Annotated in this window: 21 protein-coding genes; 8 read left to right on the plus strand and 13 right to left on the minus strand. The window is 66.5% G+C overall.

The genetic code is table 11. The annotated features are described in order from the left end of the window. Nucleotides 1–7 precede the first annotated feature (7 nt). The 3 genes from OE647_RS11830 (at nucleotide 8) to OE647_RS11840 (ending at nucleotide 4709) form a co-directional block, all read left to right on the plus strand. Nucleotides 8–3115 carry a valine--tRNA ligase gene (locus tag OE647_RS11830; RefSeq protein ID WP_263721939.1) on the plus strand — a complete coding sequence of 1036 codons (3108 nt, stop codon included), beginning with the start codon at nucleotides 8–10 and terminating at the stop codon, nucleotides 3113–3115. A 102-nt stretch (nucleotides 3116–3217) separates the two neighbouring features. Further along, complete coding sequence (locus tag OE647_RS11835; protein ID WP_263721940.1) at nucleotides 3218–3553, plus strand: DnaJ family domain-containing protein; 336 nt, start codon at nucleotides 3218–3220, stop codon at nucleotides 3551–3553. Nucleotides 3554–3593: 40 nt separating this feature from the next. Continuing rightward, complete coding sequence (locus tag OE647_RS11840; protein ID WP_263721941.1) at nucleotides 3594–4709, plus strand: pyridoxal phosphate-dependent aminotransferase; 1116 nt, start codon at nucleotides 3594–3596, stop codon at nucleotides 4707–4709. 4 nt (nucleotides 4710–4713) lie between these two features. Here OE647_RS11840 and OE647_RS11845 read toward each other — a convergent pair whose 3' ends face one another. The 9 genes from OE647_RS11845 to OE647_RS11885 all read right to left on the minus strand — a co-directional run bounded on the left by OE647_RS11845 (nucleotide 4714) and on the right by OE647_RS11885 (nucleotide 12464). Then, nucleotides 4714–5406, minus strand: coding sequence for an FG-GAP repeat domain-containing protein (locus OE647_RS11845; RefSeq protein ID WP_263721942.1), 693 nt, complete (start codon nucleotides 5404–5406; stop codon nucleotides 4714–4716). Further along, nucleotides 5406–5729, minus strand: coding sequence for a 2Fe-2S iron-sulfur cluster-binding protein (locus OE647_RS11850; protein ID WP_263721943.1), 324 nt, complete (start codon nucleotides 5727–5729; stop codon nucleotides 5406–5408). Before OE647_RS11850 ends, OE647_RS11845 begins: the two co-directional genes overlap by 1 nt. 158 nt (nucleotides 5730–5887) lie before the next feature. Next, nucleotides 5888–7348, minus strand: coding sequence for a DegQ family serine endoprotease (locus tag OE647_RS11855; RefSeq protein WP_412174949.1), 1461 nt, complete (start codon nucleotides 7346–7348; stop codon nucleotides 5888–5890). Nucleotides 7349–7488: 140 nt separating this feature from the next. Next, on the minus strand, nucleotides 7489–7692 hold the full coding sequence (locus OE647_RS11860) for a DUF2065 domain-containing protein (RefSeq protein ID WP_263721944.1): 204 nt from the start codon (nucleotides 7690–7692) through the stop codon (nucleotides 7489–7491). A 3-nt stretch (nucleotides 7693–7695) separates the two neighbouring features. Next, nucleotides 7696–8565, minus strand: coding sequence for a protease modulator HflC (hflC, locus tag OE647_RS11865; protein ID WP_263721945.1), 870 nt, complete (start codon nucleotides 8563–8565; stop codon nucleotides 7696–7698). Continuing rightward, a complete protein-coding gene (gene hflK / locus OE647_RS11870; RefSeq protein WP_263721946.1) occupies nucleotides 8565–9698 on the minus strand; it encodes an FtsH protease activity modulator HflK in 1134 nt (377 codons plus the stop codon). Before hflK ends, hflC begins: the two co-directional genes overlap by 1 nt. 68 nt (nucleotides 9699–9766) lie before the next feature. Continuing rightward, a complete protein-coding gene (gene gorA, locus OE647_RS11875; protein WP_263721947.1) occupies nucleotides 9767–11125 on the minus strand; it encodes a glutathione-disulfide reductase in 1359 nt (452 codons plus the stop codon). A 6-nt stretch (nucleotides 11126–11131) separates the two neighbouring features. Next, nucleotides 11132–11920 (minus strand): ribose-5-phosphate isomerase RpiA, encoded by a 789-nt coding sequence (gene rpiA, locus OE647_RS11880; protein WP_263721948.1) that lies wholly within the window; start codon nucleotides 11918–11920, stop codon nucleotides 11132–11134. Between the two features lie 130 nt (nucleotides 11921–12050). After that, nucleotides 12051–12464, minus strand: a complete 414-nt coding sequence (locus OE647_RS11885) for a VOC family protein (RefSeq protein ID WP_263721949.1) — start codon at nucleotides 12462–12464, stop codon at nucleotides 12051–12053. A gap of 70 nt (nucleotides 12465–12534) precedes the next feature. Between OE647_RS11885 and OE647_RS11890 the strand changes: the two genes are divergently transcribed. Further along, on the plus strand, nucleotides 12535–13833 hold the full coding sequence (locus tag OE647_RS11890; RefSeq protein ID WP_263721950.1) for an adenylosuccinate synthase: 1299 nt from the start codon (nucleotides 12535–12537) through the stop codon (nucleotides 13831–13833). A gap of 4 nt (nucleotides 13834–13837) precedes the next feature. Then, nucleotides 13838–14071, plus strand: a complete 234-nt coding sequence (locus OE647_RS11895) for a DUF2842 domain-containing protein (RefSeq protein WP_263721951.1) — start codon at nucleotides 13838–13840, stop codon at nucleotides 14069–14071. 41 nt (nucleotides 14072–14112) lie between these two features. On the opposite strand, the gene OE647_RS11900 is transcribed toward OE647_RS11895, so the two are convergent. Continuing rightward, nucleotides 14113–15996: a hypothetical protein gene (locus OE647_RS11900; protein ID WP_263721952.1), complete on the minus strand. Its 1884-nt coding sequence runs from the start codon at nucleotides 15994–15996 to the stop codon at nucleotides 14113–14115. A 141-nt stretch (nucleotides 15997–16137) separates the two neighbouring features. On the opposite strand from OE647_RS11900, the gene OE647_RS11905 reads away from it, so the two are divergent. Beyond that, nucleotides 16138–16848, plus strand: coding sequence for a thiamine diphosphokinase (locus OE647_RS11905; protein WP_263721953.1), 711 nt, complete (start codon nucleotides 16138–16140; stop codon nucleotides 16846–16848). On the opposite strand, the gene OE647_RS11910 is transcribed toward OE647_RS11905, so the two are convergent. Continuing rightward, the gene (locus tag OE647_RS11910) at nucleotides 16766–17710 is read right to left on the minus strand and encodes a DMT family transporter (RefSeq protein ID WP_263721954.1); all 945 of its coding nucleotides are present in this window, start codon (nucleotides 17708–17710) and stop codon (nucleotides 16766–16768) included. The genes OE647_RS11905 and OE647_RS11910 overlap by 83 nt on opposite strands. Nucleotides 17711–17806: 96 nt before the next feature. After that, complete coding sequence (locus OE647_RS11915) at nucleotides 17807–18490, minus strand: helix-turn-helix transcriptional regulator (protein WP_263721955.1); 684 nt, start codon at nucleotides 18488–18490, stop codon at nucleotides 17807–17809. Nucleotides 18491–18576: 86 nt separating this feature from the next. On the opposite strand from OE647_RS11915, the gene OE647_RS11920 reads away from it, so the two are divergent. Beyond that, nucleotides 18577–19014 (plus strand): YqfO family protein, encoded by a 438-nt coding sequence (locus tag OE647_RS11920; protein ID WP_263721956.1) that lies wholly within the window; start codon nucleotides 18577–18579, stop codon nucleotides 19012–19014. Next, on the plus strand, nucleotides 19011–19874 hold the full coding sequence (locus OE647_RS11925) for a DMT family transporter (protein ID WP_263721957.1): 864 nt from the start codon (nucleotides 19011–19013) through the stop codon (nucleotides 19872–19874). Before OE647_RS11920 ends, OE647_RS11925 begins: the two co-directional genes overlap by 4 nt. Here OE647_RS11925 and OE647_RS11930 read toward each other — a convergent pair. Further along, complete coding sequence (locus OE647_RS11930) at nucleotides 19855–21231, minus strand: L-serine ammonia-lyase (RefSeq protein WP_263721958.1); 1377 nt, start codon at nucleotides 21229–21231, stop codon at nucleotides 19855–19857. The genes OE647_RS11925 and OE647_RS11930 overlap by 20 nt on opposite strands. Nucleotides 21232–21238 lie beyond the last annotated feature (7 nt).

Genomic DNA, 21238 nt, shown 5'->3' on the forward strand with positions numbered 1-21238 from the left:
GAACGACATGCCGATGGAAAAGACCTTCAACGCCGCCGAGGCCGAAACCCGCCTTTACGAGGCCTGGGAAAGCGCGGGCGCCTTCAAGGCCGGCGCCAATGCCTCGCGCGAGGATACCTTCTGCATCATGATCCCGCCGCCGAACGTGACCGGCTCGCTCCACATGGGCCACGCGTTCAACAACACGCTTCAGGACATTCTCGTCCGCTGGCACCGGATGCGCGGCTTCGACACGCTCTGGCAGCCGGGGCAGGACCACGCCGGCATCGCGACCCAGATGGTCGTGGAACGCGAGCTGGCCAAGGACAAGTCCAACCAGACCCGCCGCGAGATGGGGCGTGAGGCGTTTCTTGCCAAGGTCTGGGAATGGAAGGGCAAGTCCGGCGACACCATCATCAACCAGCTGAAGCGCCTCGGCGCCTCCTGCGACTGGTCGAGGAACGCGTTCACCATGTCTGGCGCCCCCGGCGCGCCCGCGGGCGAAGAGGGCAACTTCCACGACGCGGTGATCAAGGTCTTCGTCGACCTCTACAACAAGGGCTACATCTACCGCGGCAAGCGGCTGGTGAACTGGGACCCGCATTTCGAGACCGCGATTTCTGACCTCGAGGTCGAGCAGGTCGAGGTGCAGGGCCACATGTGGCACTTCAAGTACCCGCTCGCGGGCGGCCAGACCTACGAATACGTCGAGAAGGACGAGGACGGCAACGTCACGTTCCGCGAAACGCGCGACTACATCTCCATCGCGACGACCCGGCCCGAAACCATGCTGGGCGACGGCGCGGTTGCGGTTCACCCCTCGGATGAGCGTTACGCGCCAATCGTCGGGAAGCTTTGCGAGATTCCGGTCGGCCCCAAGGAACACCGCCGCCTGATCCCGATCATTACCGACGAATACCCCGACCCGACCTTCGGCTCCGGCGCGGTCAAGATCACCGGCGCGCATGACTTCAACGACTACGGCGTGGCCAAGCGCGGCAATATCCCGTGCTACCGGCTGATGGACACCAAGGCACAGATGCGCGCCGACGGTGCGCCTTACGCCGAGGCTGCTGCCATTGCAATGTCAGTAGCCAAGGGCGAACGGCAACTTTCCGAGGCCGAGGTGGACGCCATCAACCTCGTCCCCGACGACCTGCGCGGCCTTGACCGGTATGAGGCCCGCCGCCGCGTGATCGACCAGATCACGTCCGAGGGGCTGGCCGTCACCCTCCTGCAAAAGTCGATCGACAAGGAAACCGGCGCCGAACACCTGGAGCGCGTGCCCTTCGTCGAGCAGAACAGGATGATGCAGCCGCATGGCGACCGCTCGAAAGTGGTCATCGAACCGATGCTGACCGACCAGTGGTTCGTGGACACTGCAAAGATCGTCGAACCCGCGCTTGACGCGGTGCGCAAGGGCATGGCCGCGCATGAGGCCGGAACCTTCGACGAAAACGCCGGCTACACCCGCATCCTGCCCGAACGCGACGCCAAGACCTATTTCCACTGGCTGGAAAACATCGAGCCCTGGTGCATCTCGCGGCAGCTTTGGTGGGGGCATCAGATCCCGGTTTGGTATGGACCGCAACCGAATATACAGAAGACTTCCTTGACGGACGTTCTCCAGAACGGCGTGATGTTCTGCGCTGCGACAGAACGCGACGCCGAGAGAATGGCTGAGGAGTTCTACCGCAAGCACATGCCTTGGGGACCGGGTACTGTGACCTCAACAGACGTCGAATTTCTGAGGGCGGGGGAAAAGATTAACGGACTAAGCCAAGACCACATGCTGGTGTCGGGTTCCTACAAGGAAACCGACGTGCTTATAGTGCGCGACCCCGATGTCCTCGACACCTGGTTCTCCTCCGGTCTCTGGCCCATCGGCACGCTCGGCTGGCCCGAGGACACCGAGGAACTGAGGAAATACTTCCCGACCGACGTCCTCGTCACCGGCTTCGACATCATTTTCTTCTGGGTCGCCCGGATGATGATGATGCAATTGGCGGTCGTCGATCAGGTCCCCTTCCACACCGTCTATGTCCACGCCCTCGTCCGCGACGAGAAGGGCAAGAAGATGTCGAAGTCGCTCGGCAACGTCCTCGACCCGCTCGACCTCATCGCCGAATACGGCGCGGATGCGGTGCGCTTTACGCTCACCGCCATGGCCGCCATGGGACGCGACCTGAAGCTCTCGAAGGACCGCATCGCCGGTTACCGGAACTTCACCACGAAGCTCTGGAACGCCACCCGCTTTGCCGAGATGAACGGCGCGCTGCGCCGCGACATCGGCACCGCCGAGCTGCCGCAGGCCACCCATACCGTGAACCGCTGGATCATCGGAGAGGTGGCCCGCGCCCGCCTGGCCGTGGACGAGGCGCTCTCTGCCTATCGCTTCAACGACGCGGCCAACACGCTTTACGCCTTCGTCTGGGGCAAGGTCTGCGACTGGTATGTCGAGTTCGCCAAACCGCTCATGGACGGCGACCAGGCGGCCGAAACCCGCGCCACCATGGCCTGGGTCTTGGACCAGTGCTACGTCCTCCTCCATCCCTTCATGCCCTTCATCACCGAGGAGCTTTGGGGCCAGACGGGTGAGCGTGCCAAGATGCTGGTCCATGCCGACTGGCCCGCTTACGGCGCGGAGTTGATCGACGCGGACGCAGACCGGGAAATGAACTGGGTCATCGGCCTGATCGAGGAGATTCGCTCCGCCCGGATGCAGATGCATGTCCCGGCGGGCCTGAAGCTGCCCATCGTCATGACCGCGATGGACGACAAGGGCCGCGCCGCCTGGGCGGGCAATGAACCGATGATCGCCCGCCTCGCACGGCTTGACAGCATGACCGAGGGCACCGCCCCCAAGGGCGCGATCACCGTCGCGGTCGAAGGTGGCAGCTTCGCGATCCCGCTGGAGGGCGTCATCGACATCGCCGAGGAAAAGGCGCGACTGTCGAAGACGCTGGAGAAGCTGGCCAAGGATCTGGGCGGCCTGCGCGGGCGGCTCTCGAACCCCAAGTTCGTGGACAGCGCCCCCGAGGAGATCGTCGAGGAAACCCGCGAGAAACTCGCTCTGGGCGAGGAGGAGGCCAGCAAGCTCAAGGCCGCTCTTGCCCGCCTGTCCGAGGTCGGCTGAGCCTTCTTCATTGCCCAAATACCCTCGGGGGTCCGGGGGTGAAGCCCCCGGAACCTTGCGGCGAGCCCCTCTGCTTCCCATCTTGGAAGCAGGAGGTTTCCCATGTCTGACTGGCTTAACCGGATTGCCGAGCGCCGCATGCTCAAAGCGAACGCGGAAGGGACGCTTGATCACCTCGCTGGGTCCGGCCAGCCGCTTCCTGAGCGCCCGGGCGACGCATTCGTCGATGCCGGCACCGCGCTTGGCTTTCGGCGGATGGCCGAAGAAGGCGCCCTGCCCGAGGAAGTGGTCCTGAAGCAGGAACTGGCCGCCGCCAAGGCAGGCTACGCGGCGGCGACATCCGAGGATGAACGGCATGTCGCGATGAAGCGGATCGCCACGCTCGAACTGAAGATCGCCGTGGCCGAGGAGGCGCGCCGCAAGTTCATGCGCGATTGAGCGCTTGCCGAGGGCCGTGGATTCGGCTTTCACTCGCGCCATGACTGGCCCACGCTACACCCCGCTTGTCGCGGCGCTGCCCGCGACCGTTCCCTTCATCGGACCCGAGACGCAGGAGCGTGCCCGGGGCCGTCCCTTTGCCGCACGCCTTGGCGCGAATGAAAACGTCTTTGGCCCCTCACCGCGCGCGATTGAGGCCATGGCGCAAGCCGCGCGCGAAGTCTGGATGTATGGCGACCCGGAAAATCACGACCTGCGCCACGCGCTCGCCGCGCACCACGGCGTCGGCGCGGACAATGTCGTCGTGGGCGAAGGGATCGACGGGCTTCTGGGTTACCTCGTGCGCATGCTGATCGCGCCGGGCGATGCCGTCGCGACCTCGGAGGGGGCCTATCCCACCTTCAACTTCCATGTGGCGGGATTCGGCGGCGTGCTGCACAAGGTTCCCTACAAGGGCGACCACGAAGACCCCGACGCGCTGATCACCCGCGCGGCGGAGACCGGAGCGAAGCTGATCTATCTGGCCAATCCCGACAATCCGATGGGGTCCTGGCATGATGCCGCCACCATCGCCCGCATGATCAAGGCGGTGCCCGAGGGCGCACTATTGGTGCTGGACGAGGCCTATGTCGACCTCGCCCCCGCCGGCACCGCGCCGGCGATCACCCCCGAGGACCCGCGCGTGATCCGGATGCGAACCTTCTCCAAGGGATACGGAATGGCTGGCGCGCGGGTCGGCTATGCCATCGGGTCGGCGCCCCTGATCGAGGGCTTCAACAAGATCCGCAACCATTTCGGCATGAGCCGTATCGCCCAGGCCGGGGCCCTTGCAGCGCTGGCCGACCAGGCCTGGCTGGCCGAGGTCCAGACCCGTGTCGCCGAAGCCCGTGACAGGATCGCGGCGATCGTGCGGGCGAACGGGCTTGCCCCCCTGCCCTCGGCCACCAATTTCGTGACCATCGACTGCGGTGGCGACGGGGCATTCGCGCGCCGGGTTCTCGCAGAGCTGATCGCGCGGGACATCTTCGTGCGCATGCCCTTCGTCGCCCCCCATGACCGCTGCATCCGCGTGAGCGCCGGTCGGGCAGAGGACCTTGCGGCCTTCGAGGCCGCCTTGCCCGCCGCCCTTGACGCCGCCCGCCGCAGCGCGGGCTGAGGGATCAGTTGCAGCCTTTCGGCCGGTCCAGGCTTTCAGGTCCAAGATAGGGACCGAGCGGGCGCGACACCAACCGGCCGTCCGTGAGTTGGGTTGCCATTACACGCGACCATCCGGCATCGGCCGTGACGACCACCCAGCGTCCACCGCAGCGGAAGGCGCCCCCTTGAATGAACGCATCCCCGTTGCGGTGGTTGGTCAGCCCCCGCGCCGCGGCGACAGGGACCAGTTTCCCGTCTTCCAGGCGAACGATCTTCAGGACCATGGCGAGGTGTGGGGTTTCGACATAGGCGATCTCGGCCTGCCCGTCGCCGTCCAGATCGGCGATCCCGGCTGGGGCAAGCCAGCGATGTGTCCGCCCGATGAAGGGCGTCGCGGCGATCAGTCCGGCCTCACCGTAGACCGACAGGCGCGCGCCGCGGGCAAGATCGGTTTCGACGACGATCACCTCTGGCGCGCCGTCGCCGTCCAGGTCGGCAAGCCTTGGGGCGGTGTCCTCAAACACGCGCGTCTCGGGCAAGGTGACGCGCAACCGTTCCCCGGTCGTGCGAAGCTCAAGCGCGCCCCATTCGATCTTGTCCCCCAATGCGCCATGGTCGTAGCGCGCCGTGGGGGCCTCATAGCTCGCCTCGACGATCTCAGCCGAAGCGGCCGCTGCGGCGCCTGCCAGGACAAGGGCAAACGCCGCCGCGCGCATCAGATCTGCTTTTCCGGCATGAAGACCTTCAGCCCGTCCAGCGCGTCGGTGACCTTGATCTGGCAGGTCAGGCGCGAACGGACCGGATCGGGTTCATAGGCGAAGTCCAGCATGTCCTCTTCCATCGAGTCCTTGGCCGGAACGCGATCGACCCAGCCAGCATCCACATAGACATGGCAGGTGGAACAGGCGCAGGCGCCGCCGCAATCCGCCTCGATCCCCGGAATGCCGTTGTCGCGGGCCCCTTCCATCACGGTCATGCCGTTGGCCACGTCCACCACATGCTCCGTGCCGCTGAATTCCACATAGGTGATTTTTGCCATCTTGCGTTCCTCGTACCGCTTTCTCTGGCTATCTAGTCCGTGACCCGTCCGGGTTCCAGCCCCCAAGGGGCCCCGGTAGCGCTGCCGCGCCACCCGTCATGGCCAAAATGAAGCGGGCGCCCCTGCCAGGGCGCCCGGGTGTATCGTCTGACAAGCCCTCAATCGACGGAGAGCGCCACGAAGCGCGGATCGCCGGAGCGTCGAATCAGCAGAAGAAGCGACTTGCGGCCCGCCTCCTTCGCCTCCTCGATCCGGGATTCGAGGTCGGACAGGCTTTCAACCGCCTGCTGGCCCGCCTCGGTGATCACGTCGCCGGAGCGCAGGCCCTTGCCATAAGCCTCGCTGGTCTCGTCGATACCGGTGACGACGAGGCCAGTGCTGCCCTCGGGCAGCCCGAGGTCAACGGCCAGTTGCGGCGTCATCTGCGTCAGCGTCAGGCCCAGGAGGTCCTTTTCAACCGGCTCGGGTGCGTTCTCAGGCGCCGCAGGGACTTCGCCGCCCTCAGCCTCGGCGGCCTCGCGCCGGCCCAGCGTGACCAAGAGCGTCTCATTCTTGCCGTCACGCAGGACGACCACGCGTACGGCCTTGCCGACATCGGCCTCGGCCACGCGGCGCACCAGTTCGCGCGTGTCGGCGACTTCGAGCCCGTCGAAGCTGACGATCAGGTCGCCCGGCTGCATGCCTGCGTCCTTGGCCGGACCATCGGGCACGTCGCTGACCAGTGCGCCCTTGGCATGGGCAAGGCCCATCGCCTCGGCCACGTCGGGGGTCACGTCCTGAATGCGCACGCCAAGCCAGCCGCGCCGGGTTTCACCGAATTCGCGCAGCTGATCGACGACGCGCGACACCACGTTCGCGGCCATCGAGAACCCGATCCCGATGGAACCGCCATTGGGGCTGAGGATCGCGGTGTTCACCCCGATCACCTGCCCGTCCATGTTGAACAGCGGCCCGCCCGAGTTCCCACGGTTGATCGCGGCGTCGGTCTGGATGAAGTCGTCGTAGGTGCCGCTCAGCTCACGGTTGCGGGCCGAGACGATCCCGGCCGAGACCGAAAACCCCTGCCCCAGCGGGTTGCCCATCGCCATGACCCAATCGCCCACGCGCATCAGGTTGGAATCGCCGAAGCTCACGAAGGGCAGCGGCGCGTCGCTTTCGACTTTCAGCAGCGCGATGTCGGTCTTGGGGTCGGTTCCGACCAGCTGCGCGTCCAAGCGCTTGCCGTTGAAGAATTCGATCTCGATCTCGTCCGCGCCCTCGATCACATGGTTGTTGGTGACGATGTAGCCATCCTCGGAAATCACGAAGCCCGAGCCCAGCGCGTTGGATCGGCGCGGCCCGTTGGGGCCAGGCGCGTTGAAGTCTTTGAAGAAGTCCTCAAACGGGGAACCTTCCGGCACGAGCGGGCTGCCCTCGGTCGGCGCGGCGACGACGGTCGAGGTGGTGATGTTCACGACCGCAGGGCTGACCTTTTCGGCCAGGTCGGCGAAGCTGTCAGGGGCCGCCCGGGCGCTTGCCTGGACGGCCAGCGCCAGCGCCAGCAACAGGCCTGTGGCCAATGCCCAGAAAAACCGCAGGTTCAGCGACGCATCGGCCTGCGCGGCTGCAACTCTATTCACCCCAGATCTCACTCCCGTTACCCCTTGTCGTTTGCGGCAGCGCTGCGGGCCGCCTTCATGCGTTCTAAAAGGTAGGCATGTCCCCGCCGGAATCAAACCCACACCGTCCGCGTCACACAAGCGTGATTGGCGCCACTGTTTCAGGCCCCAAGGTGACGGGCAAGCCAAATGAGCGCAAGACCAAGGGCCATGGCCGCGATCCCGATGGTGCGGCGGGTCTCGGCAGGCAGGCGGCGCAGAAGGTCCAGCACCTCCTCGATGCGCGAAGGGGCCAGCGCAAAGGCCAGCCCCTCCAGCAGTAGAACCAGACCGAAGCCAAGAATCAGGAGAGCAAAGCCCCCCATCGCCTATCGCCTCTGATCGGACTTGAGGTAGTTGAAGAACTCGCTGTCCGGCGCCATGACCATCGTCGAGTTCCCGCCCAGAAGCGAGGCGCGATATGCCGCGAGCGAGCGGTAGAAGTCGAAGAACTCCGGGTCCGCGCCATAGGCTTCGGCAAAGACCGCGTTGCGCCGCGCGTCGGCCTCACCGCGGATGATTTCCGACTGGCGTTGGGCGTCAGAGACCAGTTCCACCTTGGTGCGGTCGGCCTGGGCGCGCAGGCGCTGCGCAGCTTCCTTGCCGCGTGCAACCTCGTCGGCAGCTTCGCGTTCGCGCTCTGCGCGCATCCGCGCAAAGGTCGCGTCAAGGTTCTGCACCGGCAGATCGGTGCGCTTGAGGCGCACGTCGATGACTTCCACCCCGAGGGTGGAGGCTTCGTTGCGAGAGGCGTCCCGGATGCGCGCGGCCAGGGCGGCGCGGTCAGCCGAGAGGATTTCGGACGAGGTCACACCACCCAGAACCTCGCGCGTCTGGGCGCGGAGGATGGTGTCAATGCGGTTCTCTGCCAACGTCAGACCGGAGGCGCCAACGGCCTGGCGGAAGCGCTGCACGTCGGTGATCCGAAAACGAGCGAAGGCATCCACCACCAGCCGGCGGTCATCGAGCGGCGTGACCTCCAGCGGCTCGACATCAAGGCCAAGGATGCGGTCGTCATAGCGCACGACTTCCTGGACCATCGGGATCTTGAAGTACAAGCCGGGCTCTTCGCGCACAGCCTTGATCTGGCCGAACTGAAGGACCAGCGCCTTTTCCTTTTCATCGACGATGAAGACGGAAGAAAGCGCCCCAGCGATTATGAAGACGAGGACGGGAAGGATAAGAGCTGCGCGGTTCATCAGTTGCCCTCCGCAGCCGGCTTGCGGCCCAGTTCGTTGAGCGGCAGGTAGGGCACCACGCCCTGGCCGCTCTGGTTTTCGTCGATGATGACCTTGTCGACGCGACCCATCACTTCTTCCATGGTTTCAAGATAAAGACGCTTGCGCGTGACCTCTGGCGCCTTTTCATATTCGGCCAGAACGGCGGAGAAGCGGCTCGCCTCGCCCTCGGCCTCGTTCACGACCTGGGCGCGATAGGCCTCGGCCTCTTCGAGAAGCTGCGCGGCCTGACCGCGCGCACCCGCGACAACGGTGTTGGCGTAGGCGTCGGCCTCTTTCTGAAGACGGTCGCGTTCCTGTTCGGCGGACTGCACGTTCTTGAATGCCTCGATCACCTCGCGCGGGGGGTCGGCGCGGTCGAAGTTCACGCGCACCACGTTGAGGCCGGAGTCATAGCCGTCTAGCGTGGTCTGGATCAGGTCCTTCAGCCGTTCCGCGATGGCGCCGCGGTCGCGGTTCAGGATCGGCGCCAGTTGCGACTGCGCGATGATCTCGCGCATGGAAGACTCTGCCACGGCGTTGATCGTCAGTTGCGGGTCGCGCAGGTTGAACAGGTATTTCTCGGGGTCGGAGATGTTCCAGACCACCTGGAAGTCGATGTCGACGATGTTTTCATCACCCGTCAGCATCAGCCCGCTGTCATCCTTGCCGCCGCGGCCGACGCCGATATCCTCGGTCCGTTCGGTCGACAGTTGCACCTTTTCGGGAATGACGATCGGCCAGGGGGCAAAGTTCAGCCCCGGCTCGCCGATACAGGGAGAGTTGCACTTGCCCAGGAACAGCTCGACCGAGCGTTCTTCGGGCTTCACCGTATAGAAGCTTTCGTAGGACCAAAGCGCCAGCGCCGCCAAGGCCGCCAGGGCGAAGGTGCTGCGCGGCAGGCCCGGGTGGTCGCCGCCCCCGCCTGTCCCCCGGCCCGATCCGCCCTTGCCGCCCATCAGCACGCGCAGACGCTCGGAGCCCTTGCGCATGATGTCGTCAATCTCGGGGATCTGCGCCCCCCCGACCGGGCGCCGGGGTCCGCGGGTCGGACGATCCCCGTCATCCCCGTCGCCAGATCCGCCACCCCCCCAGGGGCCTCCGCTTCCACTCATCTATGCCTACCCTCTATTCTTGCGATTTCGTGCATCTTGCATCCCAACTGGGACTTCTGACAGGAAAATCAAGCCGTCCTGACCGGTTTGCGCAATGTTACCAGTTCCTCGGCCATCACCGGATGCACGGCGACGGTGCGGTCGAAATCCTCTTTCGTGGCGCCCATCTTTATGGCGACGGCGGCCAACTGGATCATCTCTCCGGCGACGGGCGCGACGATGTGGCAGCCCAGAACCCGGCGCGTGTCGGCGCAGACGATCAGCTTCATCATCACCCGGTCCGCGCGCCCGGCAAAGGCCGTCTGCATCGCGCGGAACGAGGTCGCATAGACTTCGATCGGGCCGTTGTCGCGGGCTTCCTCTTCGGTCAGGCCGACGGTCCCGAACTCCGGCTGGGTAAAAACGGCAGAGGCGACAAGCTCGTGATCGGGCTTCGTCGGCTTGGCGCCGAAGACGGTGTCGGCGAAGGCGTGGCCTTCCCGGATCGCGACCGGCGTCAGGTTGACGCGATCCGTCACGTCGCCCACGGCATAGATCGACGGCACGGAGGTCTGGCTCCACGCGTCCACGACCACCTCTCCCCGGCGGCCAAGCTTGACGCCCGCCTCCGCAAGGCCAAGACCCGCGGTACTGGGGCCGCGCCCGGTTGCGTAGAGGACCTTTTCGAAGACCCGTTCGCGCCCGTCGGTGGACTTGACCCAGGTGCCGTCCGGATCGTTGCGCATCTCGATCACGTCGGTGCCGACATGCAGGTTCACGCCGGACTCGCGCATAAGCTCCGCGATATGGCCGCGCGCCTCGCCGTCGAAGCCCCGCAGGATCTGCTCGCCACGATAGAACTGCGTGACCTCGACCCCCATCCCGTTCAGGATGCAGGCGAATTCACAGGCGATGAAACCGCCGCCGACGATCAGGATCGATTTTGGCAGCCGATCCAGCTTGAACACGTCGTTTGAGGTCATCACCCCGGCGGCCCGCGCGGGCTCGGGGACAGCAGGGAAGCCGCCCGTCGCGATCAGGATATGCTTTGCGGTGAAGCGCGCGCCACCGGCAAGGCGCACGGTATGGGCATCCTCCAGCACGGCGCGGTCGTCGTGAATGGTGACGCCCGCGTTCACCAGACCCCTTCGGTAGACCGCCTCAAGCCGGTCAAGCTCGGCATCGAGCTTGGCACGGAAGGACGGCCAATCGAACCCGCCGTTGGAGACATCCCAGCCATAGGCGCGCGCGTCCTCCATCTGACCGGCGAAGGACGAGGCGAAGACCATCAGTTTCTTCGGCACGCAGCCCCGGATGACGCAGGTGCCGCCCATCCGGTATTCCTCGGCGATTGCGACCTTCGCCCCGTATTCGCTCGACGCGACGCGCGCCGCGCGCACCCCGCCGGAGCCGCCACCAATGACGAACAGGTCGTAGTCGAATGCCATAAGCCCTCAGTCTCCGATGTTGGAGAAGATGTTCGTGGTGTCCCCAACCGGAAGTTCCATCACTTTGACAGACAGGTCGTGGATATCGCGCACCTCGACCCGGCCATCGGAATGTCCGATCACCACCCTGTCACAGATATCTACGAAGAGCCCGCTTTCAACCACACCGGGTACCTGATTGAGCATAAGGGCCAGTTGGCGCGGGTCGCCGATGCGCCCAAGGTGCAGGTCAAGGATCAGGTTGCCCTCGTCCGTGCGGAAGGGCGCGGCCCCGCTCATGCGGACGGTCGTGCGCCGGCCCATGACGTCGAAGGCGCCCAGCAGTTCCTCGACCAGGCCGCGAGTGACTTCTGCACCGAAGGGAATGACCTCGATCGGCAGGGGGAAGGCGCCCAGATGCGCGACTTCCTTGGCCGAGTCCGCAATGACCACCATCTGGTCCGAGGCGGTGGCCACGATCTTTTCCTGCAACAGCGCCCCGCCGCCACCCTTGATCAGGTTCATCTCGGCGTCGAACTCATCCGCGCCGTCGATGGTCAGGTCGAGCCACTTGGCCTCATCGAGGGTGATCACGGTGATGCCCACTTCGCGCGCAAGCGCCGCGGTACGGCTGGAAGTCGGCACGGCGACGATGCGCAGCCCCTCCTCGCGCACGCGTTCCCCCAGGCGCCGGACCATCCAGGCGGCGGTGGAGCCGGTGCCAAGCCCGACCTTCATGCCGTCTTCGACGAATTCGACCGCCTTGCGGGCCGCGTTTGCCTTGGCCTGATCGATGGGAGACAGGGTATCGGACATGGTGGCATTCTCCTGGAACGTGTCGCGGGCCTTATAGAAAATGTCGGCGCCGGGTGCGAGCGGCAATTGCCGCCCGCCGGGCCGGAAGCCCGGGAATCCGCGCTGCCGCCCCTTCCCGATGTTGTCGGCCTCAGCCGTCCGCTTCCCGCAGGCATAGCGCAGACAGCTTGTTGCCGTCGGGATCACGCAGGTAGCAGGCATAGAAATGCGCGCCATAGGGCCTGACACCCGGCGCGCCCTCGTCGCTTCCCCCCTGCGCCAGGCCCGCGCGATGGAAGGCATCGACCGCGGCCCGGTCGGGCGCCTCGAACGCGGGCATGGAGCCGTTCCCGACCGTGGCGGGGCGCCCGTCAAAGGGTCGCGTCACCCAAAAGCGCATGGCTTCGCCGGGGCGGCGATAGCCGATCTCCTCCTCCCGCTCCGCGCCCTTCTCGAATCCGAGCGTCGGCATGACCGCGTCATAGAAACGCCGCGCCCGGTCCAGATCGTTGGTCCCGACTGTCAGGTAGTGAAACATGATCTCCAGAAGCCCTCCTGCCGCCATTTTGCTGTTTCGCCCGGCGGTCGCCGCCGCTATAGGACGCGGGGTTTGACTTAGTTGCAAGGACAGGATCATGGCCAACGTGGTTGTCGTGGGCGCCCAGTGGGGTGACGAGGGCAAGGGCAAGATCGTCGATTGGCTGTCGGAACGCGCCGACGTGATCGCACGCTTCCAGGGCGGCCACAACGCAGGCCATACGCTTGTCATCAACGGCAAGGTCTACAAGCTGAACGCGCTGCCCTCGGGCGTGGTGCGGGGCGGCAAGCTGTCGGTCATCGGCAATGGCGTGGTTCTGGACCCCTGGCACCTGGTCAAGGAAATCGCCTCGATCCGCGAACAGGGGGTGGAGATCACTCCCGACACCCTGATGATCGCGGAAAACACGCCCCTGATCCTGCCCTACCACGGCGAGCTTGACCGCGCGCGCGAGGCGCAGGCGACCGGGTCGAAGGCCAAGATCGGCACCACCGGCCGCGGCATTGGCCCCTGCTACGAGGACAAGGTCGGCCGCCGCGTGATCCGGGTCGCGGACCTGGCGGACGCCGCGACGCTGGAGCTTCGGATCGAGCGCGCGCTTGTTCATCACAACGCGCTGCGTGCGGGCCTCGGCCTTGAGCCGATCGACGCCGCCGCGCTTCTGGCGCAGCTGAACGAGATCGCGCCCGAGATCCTGAAATATGCAGCCCCCGTCTGGAAGGTGATGAACGAGGCCCGCCGCGCGGGCAAGCGCATCCTCTTCGAGGGCGCGCAGGGCTCGCTTCTGGACATCGACTTCGGCACCTACCCGTTCGTCACCTCCTCGAACGTGATCGCGGGCCAGGCGGCGACCGGCGTGGGCCTGGGCCCCAACGCGATCGACTTCGTCCTGGGCATCGTCAAGGCCTATACCACCCGCGTCGGCGAAGGCCCCTTCCCGACCGAGTTGCATGACGCCGATGGCGAGCGGCTGGGCACGCGCGGGCATGAATTCGGCACGGTCACGGGGCGCAAGCGCCGCTGCGGCTGGTTCGATGCCGCGCTCGTGCGCCAGACCTGCGCGATCTCCGGCATCAACGGCATCGCGCTGACCAAGCTCGACGTTCTGGACGGCTTCGACACGCTCAAGATCTGCGTCGGTTACGACCTCGACGGCCAGCGGCTGGACTATCTTCCGACGGCCGCCGACCAGCAAGCGCGCTGCGTGCCCATCTATGAAGAGATCGAGGGCTGGCAGGAAAGCACTGAGGGCGCCCGCAGCTGGGCTGAGCTTCCGGCCGCCGCGATCAAGTATGTCCGGCGGATCGAGGAATTGATCCAGTGCCCGGTGGCCATGCTCTCCACCAGCCCGGAGCGCGACGACACCATCCTGGTGACCGACCCGTTCGAGGACTGAGCCGATGCTGTCCTACCGTGCGCGCCGCAGGTTGTCGCTTTTGATCCTGCTCGTCGGGCTGCCGCTTTACATCGTGGTAGCGGTGACGCTCGCCAACTGGCTCGACGCGCGCTTCGGACGGCTTCCGATCTGGGCCGAAGTCGCGCTTTACGTTGGCCTCGGCTTCCTCTGGGCGCTGCCGTTCCGCTCGATCTTCCGCGGCGTCGGCAAGGATGACCCGGACGCGCCGAAGGACTGACCCCCACGGGCGGGTACCTTAGACTGGCCCCATAGGTTCACTCAGCGCGCGCTCCGCTGCGCCTCGCCCAGGAAGCGCGAGGCGTCGGAGATCATGAACTGCCCCCGGCGCACCTTCTGGATCTTTCCCTGACGCAAGAGCATCCCAAAGGACCGCAACCCGTCCTCGCGGCTGAAATCGGGCGTGTCCGCCACGGCCGCGACCTTGCGCAGAAGCTGCGGGCGCGAGAAATGCGGCGTCCCTTCGATGGCCGCGGTATAGGCCGCCGCGGCCTCCAGAAGCTCAGAAAGGCCCGTTGCGCCCAGCATTTCGGCAAACTCGGCGAAGCTTCCGGCATCGTTGGGCTGCACTTGGCGGCGCGGCACCACAAATTCGTCTTCCTGAAGAATGCGGGTCGGCATTTCCGACCGCCGACGGGGCCGGTCCGGCTCCTCCGGCGGCGGCGCTTTCTGCACCTTCTGCTCCGAGATCAGGACGAGCGGCTCGGGCTCGGCGCGCGCGGCAGGCTCCGGCTTGGCCATTTCCGATGCCAGGTCCCCTGCAGCTTCGGCGGCAATGCCCTTGCCCGAGGGGATCTCTGCCCCGGCCGCAGGTGTTGCGGGCGGCTCGTCGGCAGTTTCGGGCGCGCTCGTCGCTGACAGGGCCGCCGCATCGGCCTCTTTCTGCGCGCCTGCGGATTGGCTCGCGCGGGACTTCGGGCGCACCACGCGCGACAGATCTTCGCGGTAGCGATCCATCTGGGTATCTTCCTCGGCCTTCTCCGCATCTTCCTCGTAGTCCTCACCGGCCTTCAAGCGGCGGTCGGCCACGGTCGCGGCAACCGCCGCCTTGAGGTGCGAGATCGCCGAAAACTTGCGCTTGTTCTCCGGCCCCTCAAGCTTGCTGCGAGCCTCACTCATCAGGCGTGCGACCGCCGCCTCGTCGTCGGCGGGGGTCTTTTCGAGGATAGAGCGTGCGGGCTGGGCGTCTTCGGCCTGACCTTCCGGCGCGCGATCTTCTTGCGGCGTCCGGCTTTCCTCCGTCACCTTGCGCAGAAGGTCCTCGTCGATCTTCGGGGCCGGACGGGGCGTCGCCGGGGGGCGCGGCCCGCCCCGCAGATAGGGTGCTTCGGCCTCGTAGGCGCGCAGGCGCGCTGCGAGGTTGGGAAGCGTCGTCCGGTCGGAAGGCTCCTCACGCTCCACCACGACGCGCTCGGGCGCGGACGGGGTGGCAGGCGCAGGTGAGGATTCCGCTGCGGCCTCGCCGATCACCTCTTCGGCATCGGCCTCTTCGCGCTCGACGGGCGCGTCCTCCTCCGCCTGGCTTTCGCCCTCCAGTTCAAATCCGAAATCCGCAGCTGGCGCCGAGGACTCGTAACCATCCCGGCTTTCGGACCAATCGTCCCGAGCGGCCGCTGCCTCGGCTTCCGCTTCCGCCTCAGCCTCGGCAAGCGCAGCGCGCAGGCGCCTGATCCGCTCCGCCGGAGTTTCTGCGGGGGTTTCCCGGCTGGCCTCGACCGGAGCCGGCACCGCTTCAGGCTCCGGTTCCGCCTCGGATTCCAGTTCCACCTCGGGCTCCGGTTCCACCTCGGGTTCCGGTTCGGGGGCGGCGTCGGGCTCCGGCGCGGCCTGCATCACTGCGGCCTCCGCCTCTGGCGCGGACTCTTCCTGCGGCAGCGCCTCAGGCTCGGGCTGCGCGGCGCGCAGGGTGATGCCGTCGGCATCGACCCGCGCCTCGACGGGCCCCCGCAACTGGCGCTCGGCGATCCGGTGGAGCATCTCGGTATCGGGGGTGGGCGGCTCGGCGCCGAAATAACGATCCTGAGAGGCGAGATCGCGGAAATATTCCGCAATCGCCCGCATCGTGCCAAACGGCTCCTCAAACCCCTCCAGCGTGCAGGAGAAGGTTCCGTAGGAAACCGTAAGGATCTTGTTAGCACCGACCATGGACATTCTCTACCAACACAAAACGCGCTTGGAGCATACTCGCCAACTACTCATCCCCTAGAATGATGACATATAGGAGAAAGGAAGGATTCTTTCAGGCCTGAACGGCCATTCTTCGCCTCAATCGTCATCAATGCGGCCATGACACCAATATTGCCTCATTTCTCGCAACCCGTGACGCTCCTCGGAGGGGGCGAAGTGGACCGCGAGGCCTTCGCGGAAGCCCTGCTGCTCGCGCCTCAAATCGTAGCGGCGGATGGTGGCGCCAATGTGGCGCGAGCCTTCGGACAGCGGCCCGAATGGGTGATTGGCGACCTCGACAGCGCCGACCGGCAGAACATCGCCGACCTTGACCCCTCCCGTGTGCTGTTTGTCGCCGAACAGGAAACGACGGACTTCGAAAAATGCCTGATGCGGGTCCGGGCGCCCTTCCTCCTGGGGTTGGGGTTCACGGGACTGCGATTCGATCATTCGCTGGCGGCCTGCAACGCGCTTGTCCGGCATCCCGGCCAAGCCTGCCTCCTGGTCGGGCGCGATGACGTCATCTTCCACGCGCCGCCGCGCCTCTCGCTCGACCTCGTTCCCGGTACGCGGGTCTCGCTGTTCCCGATGACGGAGATCACCGGCCGCTCGGAGGGTCTGCGCTGGCCCATCGCGGGTCTCACGCTGGCGCCGGGGGGACGCATCGGCACCTCGAACGAGGCCATGGGCCGGGTGACGATGGCGTTCGACACGGACGGGATGCTGGTGATCCTGCCGCGCGCTGCACTCAGAGCGGCGATTGCGGCGCTGCGACCGGGGTTCGACGCGCAAGCCGTTCCTGCCGCGCAAGCTGGCGTTCGCGGAAGATGACGTAGAGGCCGGAACCCACCACCACCGCGATCCCCGCCCAGGTAAGCCCGCCCGGAAAGTCGCCGAAAACCGCATAACCGAAGAGCGTTGCGGTCACGATCTCAAGATAGTGCAGCGGCGCGAGGGTCGAAGACGGCGCGAAGGTCAACGCATAGGTCATCGCCATGTGGCTCACCGACGCGGCCAGCCCGACACAGATGAGCCAGAGCCAGACGATGCCCTGCGGCATCGTGACGGTCAGCGATGCTTCACCGAGCGTCGTGCCAAGGGCCAGAAGCGGCAGGCAGGCCAGCGCCGCGACCAGAGCGGTTTGGAACTGCATTGTCACCGGGTGCTGGATGCGCGAAAGCCGCCGCGTCACCAGCATGTAAAGCGCGAAGGACACCGCCGTCCCAAGCGGGAACAGCGCCGCCGCGCCGAACGCGGCAAACGAGGGCTGGATGACCATCAGCGATCCGCCGAACCCCACCGCGCAGGCGATCAGGCGGCGCGGGCCCACCTGCTCGGCGAAGACGAGCCGCCCGATCAGCAAGATGACGAAGGGCTCGACGAAGGCGATCGCCAGCGCATCGGCAATCGGCATGACCCTAAGCGCGGCGACGAAACAGTAGGTGGACAGGATCAGCATCGCCGCGCGGATGGCGGTCAGCCGCAGCGCCAGCGGCGTCAGCCTCAGCGAAAGCCCAAGCGCCTTGACCACCGGGTACATCAGGACCGCCTGAACAATAAAGCGCGCCACTGCGATGACCCCGACCGATACGGTTGCGGCCGCCAGCTTGGCGGCCACGTCAATCAGCGGCGCGATGACGCAAAACGCGATCATCAGCGCGACACCGGGCAGGATGCGATCACTGGGGGTCATGGCAAGGCTCATGCCGCTTGCGCTATCAACGCCGACGGGCGCGCGCCATCCTGAAAACGACCTGAGCCCGGAATTTGTCGATGAACGCCCAGCGCCTCAGGACCCGCATGTCTCGGCCTCGCGAGCGAGGGCCACATTCCACTGCGCGCGCAGCGCCTCGCCCCGCCCGGCAAAACCGCCCCCCGGCAGCACGCAATCCTCGATCCGGTCAAGGCGGAAATGCCGGAAGTCCTCACGCAACTCGCACCACCCCGCGAGGATCACCGCATCGACATAGTAGATGAGCGCGATCGGCAGGACCGCGCGGTGGGTCAGTTGACCCGCCCCGTCACGATAGGCGATGGCAAGCCGCCGCTCTTCCCGGATGGCGCGGCGCAAAAGCGCGGGCTCGGTGCGCGCGGGTGGCATCGCGTGCCAGCCCGAGGCCCCGACATCGGCCCGCTTGCGGGCAGGCTGCGCCGCCTCGATCTTCGCCGCGACGGACTGCGCGGCCGCGACAAGCCCCTTGTCCCCCGTGCGCGGCAGCAGCGCCAGGCCGACGATGATCGCCTCGATCTCTTCCGGCGTGAAGTTCAGCGGCGGCAGATCGAAGCCCGGCCGCAGCACGTAGCCAAGGCCCGCCGCCCCGTCGATCGGCACCCCCATCGCTTGAAGGCCCGCGATGTCGCGATAGATCGTGCGGCGCGAGGCGCCGAGGCGCTCGGCGATTTCGGCGGCCGTCAGCGCCCGCCGGTGGGCACGGAAAAGCGCAATGAGTTCAAGCATGCGGATCGGCTTCATCAACTTATCCCGGCGATTCCCTACTGACAGCTAGATGGCAGCAGGATCGTGCCAAGAGGCGGGCGAGGCAAGATGGGAGGCACGCGATGCTGGCAGCGTTCGAGACAACCTCGGTCGCGATGGTCAAGGCGGTTCAGATCGAGGTTCAGGCACCGGAAGCCGATGCGCGGCGGATCCTGGCCGCCGTTGCCGCGATCGACCCGCTGGCGATGACCCCGGCCTACGACAACAACGCCCTTCTGACCGGCCCCGGGATCGAACGCTACCGCCCGCGCCAAGGCGCCGTCGCGGGCGTGGAGGAAGAGGTGAGGGAAAGACCCGGCGTGGTGCGTGTCATTTTTGAACTCACCTCGGGCCAGGACACCCTCGCCGAGGTGATCGAGACGATCTTCCAGGCCCACTGCTACCAGGAGCCGGTCATTCGGCTAAGCGAAATCCTGACCGCACGGTCCAAGGGGCGCGACGACCGCGACAATCCGAACCGCTGGTGGAACACCACCGGCGACTGGAAGCGCGGATCATGACGCGGCACCGCGCGGGCGTGCTTCTGGTCCTGGCCTCGACGCTGCCCTTCGCGTTGGCCGGGATCTTCACGCGGGCGATCACGACCGACATATGGACGATCCTTGCCTGGCGGGGCCTGATCGGGGGCGGACTGGTCCTGGTCTACGCGCTGTGGCGCGAGGGTGCGCGGCCGATGCGCGCGCGGGGTTGGCTGCTCGCCTGTGTCTCGGGCGCGGCAAGCGTGGCATTCCTGTCAGCGTTCCGGCTGACCTCGGTCGCCAATGTGTCGCTGATCTATGCGACGGCGCCCTTCGCTGCCGCCGCGCTCGACTGGGTGACAAGCCGGGAGCCCATCAGGGCAAGGGTGATGCGGGCGGCCTTGATGTCCTGCCTCGGCGTGGCGCTGGTCGTCACGGGCGGGCTCGGTCAGGGACGGGTCGCGGGCGACCTGCTTGCGCTCGTGATGACGGCCCTCATGGCGGCCACGACGATCCTGATCCGACGCTCCGGCGATGTGCCCGTGCTGCGCGCCATGGCGGCAGCCGCCATTCCGCTGACGCTTGCCGGGGTTGCGTTCGGCAATCCGCTGGCGGTCTCGTTGCCGGACGTCGCCTTGCTGGCGGGCTTCGGCGCCTCCTTCGCGCTGGCGACCATCCTGCTGACCGAAGGCGCGCGGCGCATTCCCCCGGCCGAGGCCGCCTTCCTTGGCGGGGCGGAGGTGCCCGTGGCCATCGCGCTCGCCGCGCTCCTTCTGGCCGAATGGCCGCCGCTCCTGACCTGGGGCGGCGGGGCCATCGTTCTGGCCGCCGTCCTGATGCACAGCCACGCCGGCATGGTCGAAGAGCGCGCGGCCCGGACGCTTAGCAGTTCGGGACGTTGACGGCCAAGCCGCCAAGCGAGGTTTCCTTGTACTTCTCGTGCATGTCGCGGCCGGTCTGCCACATCGTCTCGATGGCGGCGTCCAGCGGCACGAGGTGCTGGCCATCCCCGCGCAGCGCGAGCGACGCAGCGCTGACCGCCTTGATCGCGCCAAGCCCGTTGCGTTCGATGCAGGGCACCTGAACCAAGCCCTTCACCGGGTCGCAGGTCATGCCAAGATGGTGTTCCAGCGCGATTTCCGCCGCGTTTTCAACCTGTTCAGGTGTGCCACCCATGACCGCGCAAAGCCCCGCCGCCGCCATGGCCGCGGCCGAGCCGACCTCCGCCTGGCAGCCGCATTCGGCCCCGGAGATCGAGGCGTTGTGCTTGCAGATCCCCCCGATCGCGGCGGCGGTCAGCAGGAAATCCCCGACCCTGGAGGCGCTGGCGCCCGGCACATGATCAAGCCAGTAGCGGATCACCGCCGGCAGCACCCCCGCCGCGCCGTTGGTGGGGGCGGTCACGACCTGCCCGCCGGCGGCGTTTTCCTCGTTCACCGCCATGGCGTAGACGCTCATCCAGTCGTTGATCGTGTGCGGCGCGGTCAGGTTCATGCCGCGTTCGGCCAGAAGCGCCTCATGGATGCCCTTGGCGCGGCGGCGGACCTTGAGGCCGCCGGGCAGGATGCCGTCGGTGACAAGGCCACGCTCGATGCAGTCGTTCATCACCTGCCAGAGCCGCGCCATGCCGTCCTCAAGTTCCTTCGCGGACCGGAAATGCAGCTCGTTGGCGCGCTTCATCTGGGCGATGGACTTGCCCGACGCTTTCGCCATGTCCAGCATTTCCGCCGCGTTCTGGAACGGATAGGGGCAGCCGGAGGGTTTGGCCGCCACGGCCCCGGCATTCTCGCTTTCAGCCTCGGTCAGCACGAAACCGCCACCGATGGAGTAATAGGTCTCCTGCAGGATCACGTCGCCCTGGGCGTCGGTCGCCATCAGGATCATGCCGTTGGCGTGCCCGGGCAGCGAGGGGCCATAGTCGAAAACCAGGTCGTTCGCGGGATCGAAGCGCAGCGCCGGCAGGCCCGGGGGGGTCACCGTGCCGGTCTGCGCGATCGCGGCCAGCGCCGCCTCGGCCTTTTCGTGGTCGTAGCTTTCGGGCAGGAACCCTGCCAGCCCCAGGATCGTCGCCCGATCCGTCGCATGCCCCTTGCCGGTGAAGGCGAGCGAGCCGTGCAGCGAGGCCCTCAGCCCGGCGGGATGGAAGGGCGACCCGCGCAGCAACTCAAGGAACCGCGCCCCGGCGACCATCGGCCCCATCGTGTGAGAGGACGAAGGCCCCACACCCACCTTGAACATGTCGAAGACAGACAGAAACATCGGGCGG

The sequence above is a fragment of the Albidovulum sediminicola genome, from assembly GCF_025751575.1.
GTDB lineage: Bacteria > Pseudomonadota > Alphaproteobacteria > Rhodobacterales > Rhodobacteraceae > Albidovulum > Albidovulum sediminicola.

Excerpts from the sequence above, each read along its gene's own strand:
- OE647_RS11830 (WP_263721939.1), top strand. The coding sequence starts at position 8 with ATGCCGATGGAAAAGACCTTCAACGCCGCCGAGGCCGAAACCCGCCTT.
- OE647_RS11835 (WP_263721940.1), top strand. The coding sequence starts at position 3,218 with ATGTCTGACTGGCTTAACCGGATTGCCGAGCGCCGCATGCTCAAAGCG.
- OE647_RS11840 (WP_263721941.1), top strand. The coding sequence starts at position 3,594 with ATGACTGGCCCACGCTACACCCCGCTTGTCGCGGCGCTGCCCGCGACC.
- OE647_RS11845 (WP_263721942.1), bottom strand. The coding sequence starts at position 5,406 with ATGCGCGCGGCGGCGTTTGCCCTTGTCCTGGCAGGCGCCGCAGCGGCC.
- OE647_RS11850 (WP_263721943.1), bottom strand. The coding sequence starts at position 5,729 with ATGGCAAAAATCACCTATGTGGAATTCAGCGGCACGGAGCATGTGGTG.
- OE647_RS11860 (WP_263721944.1), bottom strand. The coding sequence starts at position 7,692 with ATGGGGGGCTTTGCTCTCCTGATTCTTGGCTTCGGTCTGGTTCTACTG.
- hflC (WP_263721945.1), bottom strand. The coding sequence starts at position 8,565 with ATGAACCGCGCAGCTCTTATCCTTCCCGTCCTCGTCTTCATAATCGCT.
- hflK (WP_263721946.1), bottom strand. The coding sequence starts at position 9,698 with ATGAGTGGAAGCGGAGGCCCCTGGGGGGGTGGCGGATCTGGCGACGGG.
- gorA (WP_263721947.1), bottom strand. The coding sequence starts at position 11,125 with ATGGCATTCGACTACGACCTGTTCGTCATTGGTGGCGGCTCCGGCGGG.
- rpiA (WP_263721948.1), bottom strand. The coding sequence starts at position 11,920 with ATGTCCGATACCCTGTCTCCCATCGATCAGGCCAAGGCAAACGCGGCC.
- OE647_RS11885 (WP_263721949.1), bottom strand. The coding sequence starts at position 12,464 with ATGGCGGCAGGAGGGCTTCTGGAGATCATGTTTCACTACCTGACAGTC.
- OE647_RS11890 (WP_263721950.1), top strand. The coding sequence starts at position 12,535 with ATGGCCAACGTGGTTGTCGTGGGCGCCCAGTGGGGTGACGAGGGCAAG.
- OE647_RS11895 (WP_263721951.1), top strand. The coding sequence starts at position 13,838 with ATGCTGTCCTACCGTGCGCGCCGCAGGTTGTCGCTTTTGATCCTGCTC.
- OE647_RS11900 (WP_263721952.1), bottom strand. The coding sequence starts at position 15,996 with ATGGTCGGTGCTAACAAGATCCTTACGGTTTCCTACGGAACCTTCTCC.
- OE647_RS11905 (WP_263721953.1), top strand. The coding sequence starts at position 16,138 with ATGACACCAATATTGCCTCATTTCTCGCAACCCGTGACGCTCCTCGGA.
- OE647_RS11910 (WP_263721954.1), bottom strand. The coding sequence starts at position 17,710 with ATGACCCCCAGTGATCGCATCCTGCCCGGTGTCGCGCTGATGATCGCG.
- OE647_RS11915 (WP_263721955.1), bottom strand. The coding sequence starts at position 18,490 with ATGAAGCCGATCCGCATGCTTGAACTCATTGCGCTTTTCCGTGCCCAC.
- OE647_RS11920 (WP_263721956.1), top strand. The coding sequence starts at position 18,577 with ATGCTGGCAGCGTTCGAGACAACCTCGGTCGCGATGGTCAAGGCGGTT.
- OE647_RS11925 (WP_263721957.1), top strand. The coding sequence starts at position 19,011 with ATGACGCGGCACCGCGCGGGCGTGCTTCTGGTCCTGGCCTCGACGCTG.
- OE647_RS11930 (WP_263721958.1), bottom strand. The coding sequence starts at position 21,231 with ATGTTTCTGTCTGTCTTCGACATGTTCAAGGTGGGTGTGGGGCCTTCG.